The organism is Streptomyces sp. LS1784 (assembly GCF_020103755.1).
GTDB lineage: Bacteria > Actinomycetota > Actinomycetes > Streptomycetales > Streptomycetaceae > Kitasatospora.
Genome location: NZ_JAHSQD010000143.1, coordinates 1 through 16040, shown reverse-complemented (window position 1 = coordinate 16040; position 16040 = coordinate 1). Strand labels below are relative to the sequence as shown.

Here is a 16040-nt window from a genome sequence, read left to right as displayed (position 1 = left end):
CCGGCGCCCGCAGTTCCCGCCGTGATCCGGCCGAGCGCGCCGCCGCACTGGCCGCCGCCCGCGACCGGGCCCGCGCGCACCGCGCCGCCGTCGAAGCAGGCCACCTGACCTGACCCAGCAGTACCGGAGGAGGTGATCGCCGGTGCCCACCGTCGGCTATGCCAGCCTCCAGATCGTCCCGTCCGTGCGCGGCATCGGATCCGCGATCCGCGACCAGCTCACCGGCCCCGTCGAGCAGGCCGGAGACGATGCTGGCAGCGGCTTCGGCAAGCGGCTGCTCAAGGGGTCCGCGGTCGTCATCGCGGCCGGCGCGGCTGCCGTTGGGGCCCTGCTCGTCAAGGGCCTCGGCGACTCGATGGAGCAGGGAAAGATCACGGGGCGGCTCGGCGCCCAGCTCGGCGCGACCGGCCCCGAGGCCGAGCGCTACGGCCACATCGCCGGGCAGATGTGGGCCGGTGCCATCACCGAGGACGTCCAGGGCGCCGCCGACGCGGTACGCGCCACCATGTCCGCCGGCCTCATGCCGACCGGCGCGACCGAGCAGCAAATCCAGTCGATCGCCACCAAGGTGGCTGACCTGTCCTCGACCTTCGAGGTCGACCTGGGGCAGTCGGCCAACGCGGCCGGTCAGATGATCAAGACCGGGCTGGCGAAGGATGGCGCCGAGGCCCTGGACGTCCTCACCCGCGGCTTTCAGGTCATGGGGCCACGCGCCGACGACCTCGGCGACACGTTCAACGAGTACAGCGTCATTTTCCAGCGGCTCGGACTGAGCGCTACGGCCGCAACTGGCCTACTCAGTCAGGGTATGCAGGCCGGTGCTCGCGACACGGATGTTGTCGCCGACGCCCTCAAAGAGTTCGTCATCGAGGGCGTCGCCGGAGGCCAGAAGATCGCCCAGGGCTTCAAGGACATCGGTCTCAACGCGGACCAGATGATCAAGCAGCTCGGCCAGGGCGGCCCGCAGGCAACCCAGGTCCTCCAGCTCACCCTCGACAAGCTCCGGGCGATGGAAGACCCGGTCAAGCGCGATGCCGCCGCGACCGAGCTCTTCGGCACCAAGGCCGAGGACATGCAGAAATCGCTGCTGGCCCTCAACCCTGCCACGGCCGTCGCGGCGTTGGGGGATGTGGCAGGCGCCGCCGACCGCATGGGCACCAGCCTGCGCGACAACGCCGCCACCAAGCTGGAGAAGTTCACCCGGGGGCTGGAGCAGGGCCTGACCGAGGTCGTCGGCGGCAAGGTGCTGCCCGCCCTGGAGAGCGTCGGTTCGGCGCTCGCCTCCCGGTTCGGTCCAGCCTTCGGCGCGGCGTCCGACTGGATCACCGGCACCGCGGTACCCGCCGCCGAGTCGTTCGGCCGCACCGTGCTCGACACGGTCGTACCGGCCGTCACCCGGATCGGCGGCGAACTCGCCGACCGCTTCGGCCCGGTCGCGGAGAAGGCTGGCCAGGTGTTGCGGGACGACCTCGCGCCCGCGGCGACCAAGCTGGGCAGGTTCCTGCGGGACGACGTCGCCCCGCCCGTCATCGACGTGGCGAAGTGGCTCGGACAGCACCTCGTCCCGGCGGCTGCCACAGCCGCGGGAGTCGTTGTCGGCACGCTGGTGCCCGCCCTCGCCGACACCGCGCGCTGGCTGTCCGACAACCGGACCACCATCGCGGTGGTGGCCGGCGTTATCACGGCAGTGCTACTGCCGGTCCTCATCACGACCGCCGTCGGCTACGCGCAGGCCGGGATCGCCGCGACCATCTCGGCCGCGCAGCAGGTTGCCGCGTGGGTCACCTCGGGCGGCGCCGCCGTCACCAACTCCGCAATGAGTGTCGTCGCGTCCTACCAGACCGTGGGCGGGTGGATCGCCGCCGGTGCCTCCGCCATCGCGTCGGGCGCCCAGCAGGTGTGGGCATGGGTGACCTCGGGGGCCGCGGCCATCGCGTCGGGCGCCCAGCAGGCCGCCGCGTGGATCACGATCGGCGCACGGATCGTGTGGGGCATGGCCCTCCAGGCCGCTGCCGTGGTCGAGATCGTGGCCGGCTGGGTGCTCATGGGCGCCCAATCTTTGCTTCAGGCGGCCCGCATGGCCGCGGCCTGGGTGCTCGCCATGGGGCCGCTCGGCTGGGTGATCGCCGCCGTGGTGGCACTGGTGGCGCTGGTCGTCGCCAACTGGGACACGGTGCGCAACGCCACTGTGGAGGCCTGGAACTGGGTCTCCAACGCAGCAGTCTCCGCCGGCCGCGCGATCGTCAACTTCTTCACCGGCTGGAACCTGGCCGGCGTGCTCTCCCGGATCTGGAGCACCGTCTACGACGGCGCGGTCAACGGCTGGAACGCAACGATCAACTGGATTCGCGGCGTGCCTGGCTGGATCCGCGACGGGATCGGCAGCCTCGGGGATCTGCTGGTCAGCGCTGGCGGCGACGTCGTGCGCGGCCTGTGGCGAGGCATCAGCAGCATGGGCAGCTGGCTCAAGGGACAGCTGATCTCGTTCGCGACGAACATGATCCCGGGCCCGATCGCGAAGGCGTTGGGCATCGCCTCCCCGTCGAAGGTGATGCGCCGCGACATCGGCCGGTGGATTCCCGCCGGTATCGAGGCCGGCGTCGAGGATGGCCGGACGTCGCTGGACCGCACCATGGCCGGACTCGTCCAGCCACCGGACCTCACCATCCCTGCCTGGTCCTACCAGGCACAGGCCCCGATGGGCCCGGCAGGCGGTGGGAGTTGGGCCGAGCAGGCCTCGGCCGCGCCGGTGCTGAACATCGAGCAGTACTACGAGAGCCCGAACGGCGGCGCCCGGCAAACCGCTATGGACCTCATGGTCCTGTCCAAGGGCAGGGGGTGATGACCCGTGGCCGGTGAACTCATCACCGCCGACCGGCAGATCGAGTGGGCCGGGCTCCTCCTCGGAGACGGAACCGTCTACGCCGTCGCCGAGGTCCCGGGCTGGGAGGACCTGCCCAGCCTGGACTCCGGCTCTGCACCGCGAGCCCAACAAATCGGCTCCCGGCCCGGCCAGCTCCTCGCGCAGTCCCGGGCGATCTCCTGCACGATCCGGGTCACCGCTGACTCCGACGATTGGCCGGCTGTCAGGGCTGCCCTGCTGGCAGCGACCACCGTCCGCCAGGATGAGCAGCCACTGATCATCCGCCTGGCCGGGCAGCCGCTGTTGGCCTGGGCCAGAATCACCCGCCGCGTCATGTCCACCGACACTGACGGTGCCACCGGTACCCCCTCCGTGAGCCTGTTGTGGGAGGCCAGCGACCCGCGGCGCTACGTCGTCACCGAGTCAACCGCCTCGGCCGTACTGCCGATCGCGGAGACCGGCCTCTCGTTCGGCACCCCAACCGAGACCGGCCTCTCGTTCGGCAGCCCGACCGAGACCGGCCTCTCGTTCGGCACGCCCGGATCCACCGGCGATCTCATCGCCACCAACTCCGGCACCACCGACGCCCACCCCGTCATCGAGATCCGCGGCCCGGTCACCACACCGACCGTCACCCTGGGCGCACTCCGCCTCGAATACGACATCACCCTCGGCGCGGCCGACACCCTCGTCATCGACACCTGGGCAGGGACGGTCACCCTTGGCGGCCAGGACCGCCTCTACACCGCCACCAACCGCTCCGCGCCCGAGGGCCTGGTCACAGTGCCGCCGGGCATGACCACCGTCTCCTTCCGGGCCGATCCCGCCAGCACCGATCCCGCCGCGCAGGTCACCGTCCGGTGGCGCTCCGCCTACCTGTAGGAGGTCCAATGGCCGTGTACGCCGCGTGGAACGGCCTGACGGGCCTGACCCGCGCCATGATCCGCCTCGCCACGACCCTGATGACCCCGACCGGCGCGCTCACCGTGCGCTCCGGGGTGATCCCGGGCGGCACTCCGCTGCTGCTGACCGGCTCCGGCATGACCGGCTCCGTCGCACCCGGCCGGGCCGTCGTCCAGGGCACGTCCGCCCAGGGCGCCTACCCAGCCGTGGTGGACACCGCGACCAGCATCACCGTCGCCCCTGGGCACGCGTCGCTCGCCCGGATCGACACCGTGTGGCTGGTCGTCCTCGACACCGACCACGACTCATCCGGCACCAGGGCGGCCCAGATCGTCTACCAGCAGGGCACCGCCGGGTCGGGCTCCGCACCGACCGCCCCGGCCTCCGGCACGGCCTACCTGAGGCTGTGGGACATCAACGTGAAGGCCGGCGCGTCATCGGGCGACCCGATCAACTGGGGTACCGCGCTGACCGACCAGCGGGTCTACACCGTGCCGGTGGGTGGGATCACGCCCGGCCCCGCAGCCGGTTCCTACGCTGGGCAGTGGCGCGACGCAGGAGGCGTGGCCGGCATCCTGGAGCGCTACACGGGCGCCGTGTGGGAGGCTGCGGTCCGCCTCGGCAACGCCGGCGTGCTCGGTCTAGGCGATGTCACGATCACTCGTTCCGCGACGGCTACCGCTCAGGTCAACGGCAACCTGTCCGTGACCGGGGTGGGGCAGGTCCTCCACGCCCGCAAAACCAGTGCAACCCAGCCTGTGACGTCGTCGACCACGCTAGTCCCTGCCACCGACTTGTCCCTGCCGGTCGTCGCTGGTGCCACCTACGAGATCGACGGCTGGGTTGTCTACGACGGGCAGTTCAATGCCGGCGATCTCAAGCTCGGATGGTCCGTTCCGGCCGGCTCCACCGGGACGTGGTCGATCAACGCGCCCGGTACGGGCGGCACCTTGACGTACAGTCCCGGCACGGTCGCGATCGCGGCGACAACCACGGCTGGCACGTATGGCGCCGGAGGCATGGTGAACGCCGCCGTTCGCGGGTACATCACCGTCACCACCACCGGCACCCTGCAACTCCAGTTCGCCCAGAACTCAGCCCAGCCCACTCCCACAAACATCTTCCCGGGATCCTGGCTGCGGCTGCACAGGGTCGCCTGATGGCCACCTACGAGCTGCTGGTCTGCGACCTGCGTACGGACCGGCTCCTCGACCGGATCCCGGTCCGCGATGTGTCCTACGACGCCTACATCGGCAAGACCGGCACGCTCTCGGCGACGATCGATGTGCCGGACAGCAGCATGGCCCGGCGGGTCCGTACCTCCGTGCTGCCGGGGCGGACCATGCTCTACCTGGAGCGCTGGGATGCGGTCGCGGGCACGATCGTGTGGGGCGGCATCCTGTGGACCCGCACGCCGGCGAGGAATGCCCTCGGCATCTGGACGTGCGCCATTCAGGCTGCTGGCCTGGAGTCGGTCCTGCGCGCGCACCGCATGCTGACCGACAGCATGACCTCGACCGGCGTAGACCAGCTCGACATTGCCCGACAGCTCGTGGCCTACGCCCAGTCCGCGCCCGGCGGGAACCTGGGCATCGAGATCGACTACGGCCAGACCAGCGGCGTCCCACGTGATCGGGTGTACTCCCGCTACGACTTGCCGTGGCTCGGTGGCCTCATTGACCAACTCGCCGCCGTCCAGAACGGCTTTGAGTGGATCATCCAGTGCTACCGGGACGCCACCGGCGCTCGGCACCGGGCCCTGCGGCTCGGCTACCCGCGCCTCAGTGTCGGCGGTGGCGACCTCGTGTTGTCCAGCCCGGGCCCGATCACCACCTACTCACTGCCCGAGGACGCGACCAGGCTCGCCAACGCCTGGCAGTCCCGGGGCGCCACGGTCAACAGCAACTTGGCCGCCGAGTCGACGCCGCTCATGTCCACCTTGCTCACGACTCCGGCTGACATCGCGGCTGGCTGGCCGCGGCTGGACGGCACGTCGGACTACTCGACCGTGATCAGCCAGGACGTGCTCGACCAGCACGCCCGGGCCGACCTTGCCGCCGCCCGACGCCCCTCGCTCATTCCGTCCGTCGCGTACACGGGGAGCGGGGTTGACCAGCCCCAACTCGGTTCGTACGTAAGGATCCGGATCGTGGACGACTGGTACTACGACGGGCTGTCCGCCCGGTACCGGGTCGTCGGCCTCAAGGTCTCGCCGGAGGCGCGCGGCCGGCCGGAGTCCACCGAGCTCTACCTGGAGGCCGCCTGATGCCCGATCTGCCGCTGGACATCCTCGACGAGTTCCGCAAGCTCAAGGACGAGGTCCGCCAGCTGGCCGGCCGTTCCCAGATGCGGCCGGCCATGACCCAGATCCTTTCCGGGTCCGTGGTGGTGGGCGAGGGCGGCACATTCAAGGTCAACACCAAGGCCGGTGACCCGCAGTTCTACGTCGGTGGGATCTCTCCGCTCAACCCCGACGGCTCGCCTCAGCGCGGTCTCCTTGCGTGCCGGCAGGACGGCTCGTTGGCGATCAGCATCTCAAACATCACCTCCAACCCGGGTGACCCACAGTGCGTCGTCATCCGTGATTCACGAGGGCAGACACTCCTGGCCGAGGACGCCGCCGGTGGCCTCGCAGCGCCGGTTTTCGGGGGGAGCGGCTGGTATGGGTACACCGAGTTCCCGCAGTGGACCACCTCGTCATCCAGCTGGGCCACGTGCATGACGATGCACTGGCGGAAGCAGCACCCCCGTGTGCATGCCTATTACCTGGCTCGCTGTTCGGACGCCAGCACGTCCGGTGAGGTGCGGCTTCTCGACGGGGCCGGATCGGTCATTGGACAGGCCGTCCTGTCAGCCGGCGCCTACGTCGTCGACGCCGTCTATGGCCCGATCACGGGCGCGCATCTGAGTTACCAGGACCTGGTGTGGCAGGCCCGGGTCACCGGCGGTGGCGGCACTGTGGGCGTGAAGGGGCTGAACGCGTACGGCATCAGCGGCTAGCTAGGGGTGCTGCTGGTACGGGTCGCCGGTCGGCAGGCCCGAGGGCGCCGGGGCCTTCGACGGCGGCGCACCGTTGTCGACGGTTCCGGTCCCGCCGGGGTTCTGGCCAACGCCGGTCGGGGGCTGCGTGGTCTGTGCGGGCGGCTGGGTGTCGTCCGGTGCCGCGGGGGCAATCTGCTTCGGCTGCTGCACGGTGCTGTTCTCCTTCGTCTTGCTGCTGGGCTTCGTCGTGGCGGCCGGACTCGGCGTGGTCTGCGCCGGCGCGGAGGTCGGCGGAGTGGGCAGCGCGCTCGGCACTGCCGCCGGCGAGGCCTCGGCCGGTGCGGCCGGGCTGCTGGTGTCCGTCGTGGTCGGCGTCGGGCTGACCTCGGCGGCGACCTGCTGCTGCGGCGCAGGCTTGTCACCGCCGCTAGCGAGCGCTGCCGCGGTCACGCTCCCGCCCGCGATCACCGCCACGCTGCCGATGATCGCCCATGACTGGCGGCTCAGTCTCAACATCCCTACCCCCTGGTCTGTTTGCGGTCCCTTGACGTTACCGGTACCACCCGACACACCGCCATCACATCCCGCCCCGAGCCGTTCCGGCCGGGGCTTCTTCATGCCCAGGAGGCACCCCATGCGTGACGAGTTCGTGGCCCTGCTCACCAGCCAGGAGGGCTACCACGAGGGCCGCGACCCCGACGGCACGTGGAACAACCACCAGAAGTACTCACCCGCCGTCCCCAGCCTGGAGTGGTCCCAGGACCAGGCCTGGTGTGCAACGTTCACCGCCTGGGGTGCCACCCAGACCGAGGGGATGGCCGACCGATGGCCGATCACCGCGTCGTGCTGGAGCGCCGTGCAGTGGTGGAAGGAGCGCGGCCGCTTCACCGAGTACCCGGTGCTGGGCGGGCCGTTCTACATGGGCAAGTCCGGGCAGGATCACGTCGGCGTGGTCACCGCCTACGACGGTCAGTGGATCTACACCGTCGAGGGCAACACGAACTCGGGCGGGTCGCCGCAGGGCGACGGGGTGTACGTCCGCCAGCGGCCCCGCCGCGGCCCGGGCAGCCCGTACGGGTACGGCGTGCCGGACTACCCCGAGGGCACGATCAGCGCGGACCCGGCGCTCGGTGGCGTCCCGGCCGCCCGCGTTGGCGTCCCGAAGGCGCCGGCCGAGCCTGCGCCTACGCCGGACCCGACTCCGGCCCGCTACCAGGTCAGCATCAACAGCCTGCCGTACGGCTACGGCGCCCAGGGCGACCAGGTGACCGCCGTCGGCCGGGCGCTGGTCGCGGCTGGCTACGGCGGCCACTACCAGGAGGGCCCCGGCCCGACCTGGACGGACGCCGACACCGAGAACTACGCCGAGTACCAGCACAGTCTGGGCTACTCCGGGACGGACGCCGATGGCGTGCCGGGCGAGGCCTCGCTGCGACAGCTCCTCGGGAACCTGCCCGGTGGCCGCACGGTCTCACTCTCGCACCTCACCGCCGCCGCCCGCACCGACCCGGGCGCCGCGCAGGGCCACCAGACCTACGGGTCCGAGGCCCAGATCGTGGAACAGGCGCTCGCGGACGAGGGGCTCCTGCAACAGCGCTGGGTGGACGGCTCGTTCGGCACCCGCACCGTCAGCGCGTACGCAGCCTGGCAGCGACGCTGCGGCTACAGCGGAGCCGCCGCCGACGGCATCCCCGGCCGCGCCACCCTCGAACGCCTCGCCAGCGCCCACCAGTTCACCGTCACCGACTAGGAGATCACCATGCTCGACTCGACCCGCAGAACCATCCGCACGGTGCTGCAGACCGGCCTCTCCCTCGCCGCGGCGGCCCCGCTGATTGTGGACGCCTCCGGCATCCCGCAGACCGCCTGGGGTGTCGGCGCCGGGCTGACCGTCGCGGCTGGCGTTACCCGGGTGATGGCGCTCCCGGTGGTGGACCGGCTGCTGCCGTCCTGGCTGCGGACGGCCCCGGACCCGGACGCTGCCCTGCTGCGGCAGGTGCGCGAGTGACCCTCGCTGACCCAACCGGCATCGTCCAGGTCGACGCCCTCGCGGCCTGGGCGGCCGCCCTCGGGGCGGTCCTCGCTGTGCTCGGCGTGCTGTGGCGGACGGTTCGCCGTCTGCACCGCGCGCTGGATGCGTGGGCTGAGGATTGGCAGGGGGCAGCTGCTCGACCGGGCGTGCCCGCCCGCCCCGGAGTGATGGAGCGGCTGGCCAGCATCGAGCACGAGCTGCACCCCAACAGCGGCCTGTCCCTCCGTGACGCCGTGAACCGGATCGAGGGTGCCGTCCAGGACCTTCAACAGCAACCCCGCTGAACCACCACGCCCCCGCTCAGCTCTCCCTCCGGAGGGCTGGGCGGGGGCTTCGTCGTGTTTTTGGTGACGGACCTGTGACCAAACAGCAAGCGGCGGCGGAGTGCTGGACTCCGCCGCCGACGGCTGCCCGCCACCTACAGCGGGTATCGTCCGCAGTGGTCGCTACGAACGGAGTTCAGTATGCCCGTGCCCGCCGTCGAACACATCGGCGCCCGCATCGCCTGGTACAGAAAACTACGCCGGCTGACCCAACAGGAGCTGGCCAGCCGCGCCCACATCTCCTACAGCATGATGACGAAGGTCGAACAGGGCGTCCGGCCCGCCACGTCAGCTGTTGTGGCCGCCGTCGCCCGGGCCCTGTCCGTTCAGACAACGGACCTGACCGGCCAGCCCTACCTCACCGAGCTACAGCAGGACGAGTTGGACGGCCTGATCCAGCCCATCCGTGAGGCACTCGACCTATACGACCTCGGCGCCGACCCCGACATCGCTTCGCGCGGTATCCCTGCCCTCGCAGCCGAGGCCGACCAGCTATGCGCGCTGGTGCGCGACGGCCGGCTGAAGGACGCCGCGCACGTCCTGCCCGACCTGATCACCGAAGCCACCACCGCAGCGTGGACCGTCCAGACCTCCGAGGCCTGGAGCACGCTCGCCAGCACCTACCGCACCGCCTACGACATCACCACCAAGCTCGGCTACCCCGACTTGTGCGTGGTCGCCCTCGACCGCCTTGACTGGGCTGCCGCACGAGCCTCGGACCCGGTGCTCGCGGGAATGCGGCAGTACCTGCGCTCGCTGGTCTACCTGCGTGCCGGCCAGTACCGGATGGGCCAACGGCTCATTACCGTCGGGATGGCCACCCTTGCGCAGGGCGAGCCCGGTCGTACGCGCGACGTCGTCACCGGGCAGCTGCACCTCGGCGCTGCGGTCCTCTCCGCGCGGGCGGGAGACGGGGACACCGCGGCCAGCCACATCGCAGAGGCCGCCCGTACGGCCTCGGAGACGGGCGAAGCAACGCAGGTCCACTGGTTGTCGTTCGGCCCAACCAACGTGGCAACCCACCAGGTCGCAACGCTCGCCGAGCAGTGCCAGTACGCAGAGGCGCTGCAGGCTGCAAGCGGGCTGACGATTCCTGCGGATTGGCCGGCCTCGCGGGTGGCAGCCCACCTTGCGGAGGTTGCCCGGGCTCAGTTGTGGACCGGCCGGACCGATCAGGCCCAGCAGACGCTGCAGCGCGCGCGGGAGGTAGCGCCGCAGCAGACGAGGTATCAGCCGATGGTGCGTGAGACCGTCGCAGGTTTGCTCTCGGCGCGGCGCGCAACCCCGGGCACGCTGGTGAACTTGGCTCACTGGGTCGGCATCTGACCGGCTGTCACACCTAGGCCCTGGACTATCACCAAGCTGTGATAGTTCGGGGCCTTCGTGCGGCCGACACTCTCAGTATCGGGACACCTACACCGAGGAGAGACGATGGCCGCCACCACCCGCGCACTCAACCGAACGGCCGAGGACCTCACCCGCCACCATGGACTGCAGGACGCCGCGTCTGGTCGCCTGGGTGACAGCGTGCGGGTGGTCGCCCCACGCTTCGATGCACTGCTGACCCCGGCCCAGCGATCCGGCACCGCATGCGTTACCTGCGGCGGCCCCGGGCCCCTGTCGGACGCCGGCCACGTCAACGACGACGGGCTGGTCTACGCGGTCGGCGTGTGTTCGGCGTGCCCGCCGCACGCCGCGAGCCTGGAGGCGCACCGCTGATGCCGCGCTTCAACCCGATGAGCGATGAGTGGCAGGCTGCTGTCGCTGGGGTGTGGGAGATGCTCGGCCGCACGAGTCAACAGCCCGGGGCCGCCTCACACGGCGCCCCCGAAGACGACCCCGCGGAACAAGCCCCGCCCGCGGACACGTGCGAGTGACTGCCGTCGGGGGCGCCCCCGTCGAGGTCCGTGTTGAGCGGGGCCTGTGCATCAACTGCCGCCAGTGGCGCCGGGGTCGATTCCTGCGCGACCTCACGGCCTACACCGCAGAGGTCGAGCACTGTCCTCCCCGGGTCGCCCGGCACCACCAGTCCGAACGGCCTCCGCGTGACAGACACCTCGATAGCCTCGTTGCTCCGGGGGACCGCCCCCGGGCTACCGAAGGGAGAACCATGGACGACAGTGTGATGACGCCAGCTCAGCGAACGTTCCAGGGAACGGACGGCGGGACGATTTTCGTCCGCCTTGCCGCCATGGGCGAGGTGGTGGTGCACGTCGACCAGGTAGCGGTTGCTCTGCCCCCCGAGGAAGCCGCCAAGCTCGGCCGGATGATCATCCGGCTGTCCACCCCCGAGGAGGAAGGAGGTGATCAGTGATGCCATGCCCCGCAGGATGCGGTGTGGCGATGTACGTCAACGGGGCGTACTGGCAGTGCCCGATGTGCGGGTATCTGGTGCCGTACAACGGATACGCGCCGCCGGTCCAGTTGGATGATGTCCGGGCTGCGAGCCCTCTCCGCTGCTGAGTCGCAGCGCCCCGGCCGGCCGTACCCTCCGTACGGCCGGCCGGGCCCTACTCATCCCAGAACAGCCGCCACAGCGGTAGCTCCAGAGCGTATGCCACGCGCGCCAGCTGATCGTGCGACGCCAGCGCCCTCCCGTTCTCCAGCCTGCTGACAGTCTTGCGGTCCAGGCCTGCGCGTTCGGCCAGCCCCTCCTGCCGGAGGCCTTGCAGGCGCCGCGCGCGACGAATCCGGTCGCCGGTCGCACGCCGCTGTTGGTCGAGATACGCCTGATCGGGCGATGGAGGGGGAAGCACCCCTCGACGCTCACCATTTCATGATCAAATGTCTGCCCCCAGCCAGGGACATTTCATCCGAACACCTGTTCGCTATGATTCGTCCGATTCCACTGGGGGGATCTCACCCGGAGTGCACCATGCCCACCCTCGCCCGCAGCACACCCCCGTCCTCCCGCTTAGTCCGCTGGGTCACCCCTGCCGGCATACGCGACAGCTTTGCCCTGCCGCCCGCCGCCCCCACACCACCAGACCCCAGTGAGACGATGAACAGCGATACACCCCACCTCGCGCCCGAGCATGCCGCCCGCTACCGCATGGCCGAAGCCGACCTCGACCGAGCGCGCGAGATCGACCTGCTGCACATCACCCTGCCGCGCTTGGCCCTGGAGTTCGAGCGCGTGCGCGCCGCCCTCGCTGACGCCCTCCAGCTCGTTCGCGACGTGACAGCACCCGACGGCCCCTCGGACAACACAGCCTGAGCTGCCGTTATCTCACTCAGTAACGAGTGGAGTCACAATGTGTCTAGCAACATGTGTCGGTGGGCAAGTGGTGGACGATGTTCACCAGCGGCCTGGTGGTCGACGGGGTTCCGGCTTGGGCGGGCATCGCGGCGGTCGCCGTCGTCCTGGGCCTGGCCGAGTGGCGCTGGGGTCCGGCCCGGGCCGGCGCGGTCTTCGTCTTCGGGCACCTGGGCGCCACACTGCTCACCGAGGGTGCCATGTGGGTGATGGTGACCGCCCGCATCCCGGGCGCGCTCTCCCACGCCCGGGACGTGGGCATCAGCTACGGCCTGGTCGCCACCGGCGCCTGCCTCCTCGCCCTCGGCCCGCACCCGCTACGCCGCTACGGCCTGTCGGCGCTCGCCCTGGCCCTGGCCACCGCTTGGGCGCTGGACCAGCAGCTGGCCGACGCCGGCCATCTGGCCGCCCTCGGGCTGGGCGCCCTCGCCTCCCGTACCGCCTGGCTGCGCACCCGGGCACCCGCCCGGGCCTCCTGACCTACCCCAACCATCCGACCGCACAAGCTAGTTGGCCGAATCGCCGAAGGCCCGCGACGCCCCGGCAGGCCCCCGTCACCACCCAGACTTTCGTATGCTCTTGCATTACTCTGCAAATCTATGCCAGAGTTCGGGCATCGGATCGATTACGCCGAATCCCGTTACACATCGCTAGATCAGGGGCCCGCTCCGCGCGGGTCAAGGGTGCATCCATGTCGAAGGTCTTGAGCAAGCTGCCGGTCGGTGAACGGATCGGCATCGCATTCTCCGGTGGGTTGGACACCTCCGTCGCCGTCGCGTGGATGCGCGAGCACGGTGCCCTCCCCTACGCCTACACGGCCGACATCGGCCAGTACGACGAGCCGAACCTCGCCGACGTGCCGGCCCGGGGCCGCGCGTACGGCGCCGAGCAGGCCCGGCTGGTCGACTGCCGGGCCGCGCTGGTCGAGGAGGGCCTGGCCGCCCTCGCCTGCGGCGCCTTCCACATCCGCTCCGCCGGGCAGACGTACTTCAACACCACCCCGCTCGGCCGCGCCGTGACCGGCACTCTGCTGGTGCGCGCCATGCAGGAGGACGGCGTTTCCATCTGGGGCGACGGCTCCACCTACAAGGGCAACGACATCGAGCGGTTCTACCGCTACGGTCTGCTCGCCAACCCCAACCTGCGGATCTACAAGCCATGGCTGGACCAGGCGTTCGTCGACCAGCTCGGCGGCCGCAAGGAGATGTCCGAGTGGCTCGCCGAGCGCGACCTGCCCTACCGGGACTCCGCCGAGAAGGCCTACTCCACCGACGCCAACATCTGGGGCGCCACCCACGAGGCCAAGCGGCTGGAGTACCTGGACGCCTCCCTGGAGATCGTCAGCCCGATCATGGGCGTGGCCTTCTGGGACCCGGCGGTCGAGATCCAGACCGAGGACGTCACCGTCGAGTTCGAGTTCGGCCGCCCGGTCCGGATCAACGGCCAGGAGTTCGCCAGTGCCGTCGACCTCGTCCACGAGGCCAACACCATCGGTGGCCGTCACGGTCTGGGCATGTCGGACCAGATCGAGAACCGCATCATCGAGGCCAAGAGCCGCGGCATCTACGAGGCCCCCGGCATGGCGCTGCTGCACATCGCCTACGAGCGGCTGCTCAACGCCATCCACAACGAGGACACCCTCGCCACGTACCACACCCAGGGCCGGCGGCTCGGCCGGCTGCTCTACGAGGGCCGCTGGTTCGACCCGCAGTCGCTGATGCTCCGGGACAGCATTCAGCGCTGGATCGGCCACCCCGTCACCGGCAGCATCACCCTGCGGCTGCGGCGGGGCCAGGACTACTCGGTCATCGACACCCAGGGCCCCAACTTCAGCTACCACCCCGAGAAGCTGTCGATGGAGCGCAGCGTCGACGCCGCGTTCGTCCCGGACGACCGCATCGGCCAGCTGACCATGCGCAACCTCGACATCGCCGACTCGCGCAGCAAGCTGGAGCAGTACGCGGTGCACGGCCAGCTGGCGCCGTGGAGCGGCCTGATCGGCGAGCTCGCCCCCGGCGGCGCGGCTCCCATCGCCGCCGGCACCGGTGCCGAGGACGCCTCCACCGCACTCGACCACGCGGCGATCGAGTCCGGCACCGACTGACGAGCCTCGCGCCCGCGCAGGGCCGTCACACCCCAGCGGTGCGACGGCCCTGCGCCGCTCTCCGCCCGCCCCGGCTTCCCATGTCCCTACCCCGTCTTCCCCTGTCCCGCCCCCCACGCCCGCCCTCACCCGAACGGCGGCGCCGGCCGTGCGGCACCCACCCGCAGGTAGCTGAATGGCGGATAGCGCCCGGCGACGGGAAGGCAGGTCCGGGGATGGGTGAGACAGGGGATGGGTGAGGCAATCGGCCCGATGCTGGCCTCCGCGGTGGCGGTCGCACTCAGCCCGCTGCCGCTGATCGCCCTCCTTCTGATACTCGCCTCACCGCGCCGCCGGGCCAACGGGATCGCCTTCACAGCCGGCTGGCTGCTCGGCCTGGCTGCGCTGGTGGCGGCCGTCGTGACGGCGGGCACCCTGCTGAGCCCCGCCCGCACCATGCCGACCTGGCCGTCCTGGCTGAAGCTCGCCCTCGGCGTCGCCCTCCTCCTGTTGGCCGCCCGGCAGTGGCGCGAACGGCCGCGCCCCGGCCGGGTCACCGCACCACCGGTCTGGTTGCTCTCGATCGACCGGCTGACCGCCGCCCGGTCCGCCGGCCTCGCCGTGGTCCTGGTCGTGGCCCAGCCGAAGACCCTGGTCCCAGCCATCGGCGGAGCCGCCTCCATCGCCGCTGCGGTGACCGGTGTCGGGGAGAAGGCGGTGGCCGCTGTCGTGATGGTGCTGCTCGGTTCGTTGGGAACCCTGCTGCCGCTGGTGGTCCACCTCCGGGGCGACGACCACACTCGGCACACCCTCGGCGAGTGGCGGGCCTGGACGGCCACGCACAGCGCGGCAATCATGATCACCGTCCCGCTGCTGCTCGGCGCCGAGTACGTGGGTGCCGCTATCTCCGGGCTCACCTGAACTCCCCCAGCCGCCCCGGGGCCTCTCCCGCCCCGGCCCCGACCGGCCCGATCCAGCCCCCGCCGCAAGCCCCGCCCTGCCCGCGCGCCCGCCTGGCGCCCCCATCCCCCTGGCCTCCCCGCCCCCATCCCCGTCCCCATCCCCGTCACCGAATCCGCACCACCCCCCGCCCTCGCACCGCCCGGGCCCCCAACCGCCCGGGGTCCGCGCTCGGTCGCGCCGCCACCGTCTCCCGCACCGTCAGCAGGATCTCGCCGTCGTAGCGCTCCGCCAGCACCCGCGCCAGCTCCGCCGCCCCACCCGGCCGGATGTCGGGCGCCAGCTCCGGCAGCCGACCCGGGGCGCTGAGGTCCTGGGCCTGGGCGGCCCAGCGGGCCGCGTCGCGGCGCTCCCCCTCGGCGGTGTAGTGCACCGCCAGGCAGTGCACGGCCAGCTGGTCCCCGTACTGCGCGGCTATCCGCCACCAGAAGACGCCGTCCGCCGTGCGGCCCATGCCGTACAGCAGGCAGCCGAGGGTGCGGAAGGCGGTCTTCTCGGCGAGTTCGAGGTCCAGGGCCAGTTCCCCCGGCTCCGCCGCGCCCGCCACCCCCACGCACAGGTGCCGCAGGTCGCGCCGCAGCTCCGCCCGCCCTCCAGCCCACCGGGGCTGCCCCGGGAGCGCCCCCGGGCCGGCGCCC

General features: G+C 71.1%; 17 protein-coding genes and 1 pseudogene. 15 read left to right on the top strand and 3 right to left on the bottom strand.

Annotated elements, in window-relative coordinates; genetic code table 11:
• Window positions 1–142 precede the first annotated feature (142 nt).
• From KS423_RS18500 to KS423_RS18480, 5 genes are read left to right on the top strand one after another with little or no spacing between them, the layout of a single operon-like run.
• Complete coding sequence (locus KS423_RS18500) at window positions 143–2842, top strand: phage tail tape measure protein (protein WP_224280656.1); 2700 nt, start codon at window positions 143–145, stop codon at window positions 2840–2842.
• 6 nt (window positions 2843–2848) lie between these two features.
• The gene (locus KS423_RS18495; RefSeq protein WP_224280655.1) at window positions 2849–3745 is read left to right on the top strand and encodes a phage tail domain-containing protein; all 897 of its coding nucleotides are present in this window, start codon (window positions 2849–2851) and stop codon (window positions 3743–3745) included.
• Window positions 3746–3753: 8 nt separating this feature from the next.
• The gene (locus KS423_RS18490; protein WP_224280654.1) at window positions 3754–4926 is read left to right on the top strand and encodes a hypothetical protein; all 1173 of its coding nucleotides are present in this window, start codon (window positions 3754–3756) and stop codon (window positions 4924–4926) included.
• Window positions 4926–6032 (top strand): hypothetical protein, encoded by a 1107-nt coding sequence (locus tag KS423_RS18485; RefSeq protein WP_224280653.1) that lies wholly within the window; start codon window positions 4926–4928, stop codon window positions 6030–6032. The genes KS423_RS18490 and KS423_RS18485 overlap by 1 nt, the downstream gene beginning before the upstream one ends.
• Entirely contained in the window at window positions 6032–6766 is a 735-nt protein-coding gene (locus tag KS423_RS18480; protein WP_224280652.1) for a hypothetical protein, read from the top strand. Before KS423_RS18485 ends, KS423_RS18480 begins: the two co-directional genes overlap by 1 nt.
• On the opposite strand, the gene KS423_RS18475 is transcribed toward KS423_RS18480, so the two are convergent.
• A complete protein-coding gene (locus KS423_RS18475) occupies window positions 6767–7264 on the bottom strand; it encodes a hypothetical protein (RefSeq protein ID WP_224280651.1) in 498 nt (165 codons plus the stop codon).
• Between the two features lie 118 nt (window positions 7265–7382).
• Between KS423_RS18475 and KS423_RS18470 the strand changes: the two genes are divergently transcribed.
• From KS423_RS18470 to KS423_RS18445, 6 genes are all read left to right on the top strand, one after another.
• Window positions 7383–8498: a peptidoglycan-binding protein gene (locus KS423_RS18470; RefSeq protein ID WP_224280650.1), complete on the top strand. Its 1116-nt coding sequence runs from the start codon at window positions 7383–7385 to the stop codon at window positions 8496–8498.
• Window positions 8499–8507: 9 nt separating this feature from the next.
• On the top strand, window positions 8508–8756 hold the full coding sequence (locus KS423_RS18465) for a hypothetical protein (protein ID WP_224280649.1): 249 nt from the start codon (window positions 8508–8510) through the stop codon (window positions 8754–8756).
• Entirely contained in the window at window positions 8753–9064 is a 312-nt protein-coding gene (locus KS423_RS18460; RefSeq protein ID WP_224280648.1) for a hypothetical protein, read from the top strand. Before KS423_RS18465 ends, KS423_RS18460 begins: the two co-directional genes overlap by 4 nt.
• Window positions 9065–9244: 180 nt before the next feature.
• Window positions 9245–10429 carry a helix-turn-helix domain-containing protein gene (locus tag KS423_RS18455; protein WP_224280647.1) on the top strand — a complete coding sequence of 395 codons (1185 nt, stop codon included), beginning with the start codon at window positions 9245–9247 and terminating at the stop codon, window positions 10427–10429.
• Window positions 10430–10534: 105 nt separating this feature from the next.
• Window positions 10535–10822, top strand: a complete 288-nt coding sequence (locus tag KS423_RS18450) for a hypothetical protein (protein WP_224280646.1) — start codon at window positions 10535–10537, stop codon at window positions 10820–10822.
• Window positions 10823–11213: 391 nt separating this feature from the next.
• Window positions 11214–11417, top strand: a complete 204-nt coding sequence (locus tag KS423_RS18445) for a hypothetical protein (RefSeq protein ID WP_224280645.1) — start codon at window positions 11214–11216, stop codon at window positions 11415–11417.
• Window positions 11418–11613: 196 nt separating this feature from the next.
• Here the strand turns inward: KS423_RS18445 and KS423_RS18440 are convergent, their stop codons facing one another.
• Window positions 11614–11859, bottom strand: a complete 246-nt coding sequence (locus KS423_RS18440; protein ID WP_224280644.1) for a helix-turn-helix transcriptional regulator — start codon at window positions 11857–11859, stop codon at window positions 11614–11616.
• Between the two features lie 245 nt (window positions 11860–12104).
• On the opposite strand from KS423_RS18440, the gene KS423_RS18435 reads away from it, so the two are divergent.
• The 4 genes from KS423_RS18435 to KS423_RS18420 all read left to right on the top strand — a co-directional run bounded on the left by KS423_RS18435 (window position 12105) and on the right by KS423_RS18420 (window position 15363).
• Window positions 12105–12320: a hypothetical protein gene (locus tag KS423_RS18435; RefSeq protein WP_224280643.1), complete on the top strand. Its 216-nt coding sequence runs from the start codon at window positions 12105–12107 to the stop codon at window positions 12318–12320.
• A 59-nt stretch (window positions 12321–12379) separates the two neighbouring features.
• Window positions 12380–12838, top strand: a complete 459-nt coding sequence (locus KS423_RS18430) for a rhomboid-like protein (protein WP_224280642.1) — start codon at window positions 12380–12382, stop codon at window positions 12836–12838.
• Between the two features lie 212 nt (window positions 12839–13050).
• Window positions 13051–14463, top strand: a complete 1413-nt coding sequence (gene argG, locus KS423_RS18425) for an argininosuccinate synthase (RefSeq protein ID WP_224280641.1) — start codon at window positions 13051–13053, stop codon at window positions 14461–14463.
• Window positions 14464–14694: 231 nt separating this feature from the next.
• The gene (locus KS423_RS18420; protein ID WP_224280640.1) at window positions 14695–15363 is read left to right on the top strand and encodes a GAP family protein; all 669 of its coding nucleotides are present in this window, start codon (window positions 14695–14697) and stop codon (window positions 15361–15363) included.
• A 145-nt stretch (window positions 15364–15508) separates the two neighbouring features.
• On the opposite strand, the pseudogene KS423_RS18415 reads toward KS423_RS18420, so the two are convergent.
• Window positions 15509–16040, bottom strand: a pseudogene (locus tag KS423_RS18415) (hypothetical protein); the annotation flags it as partial.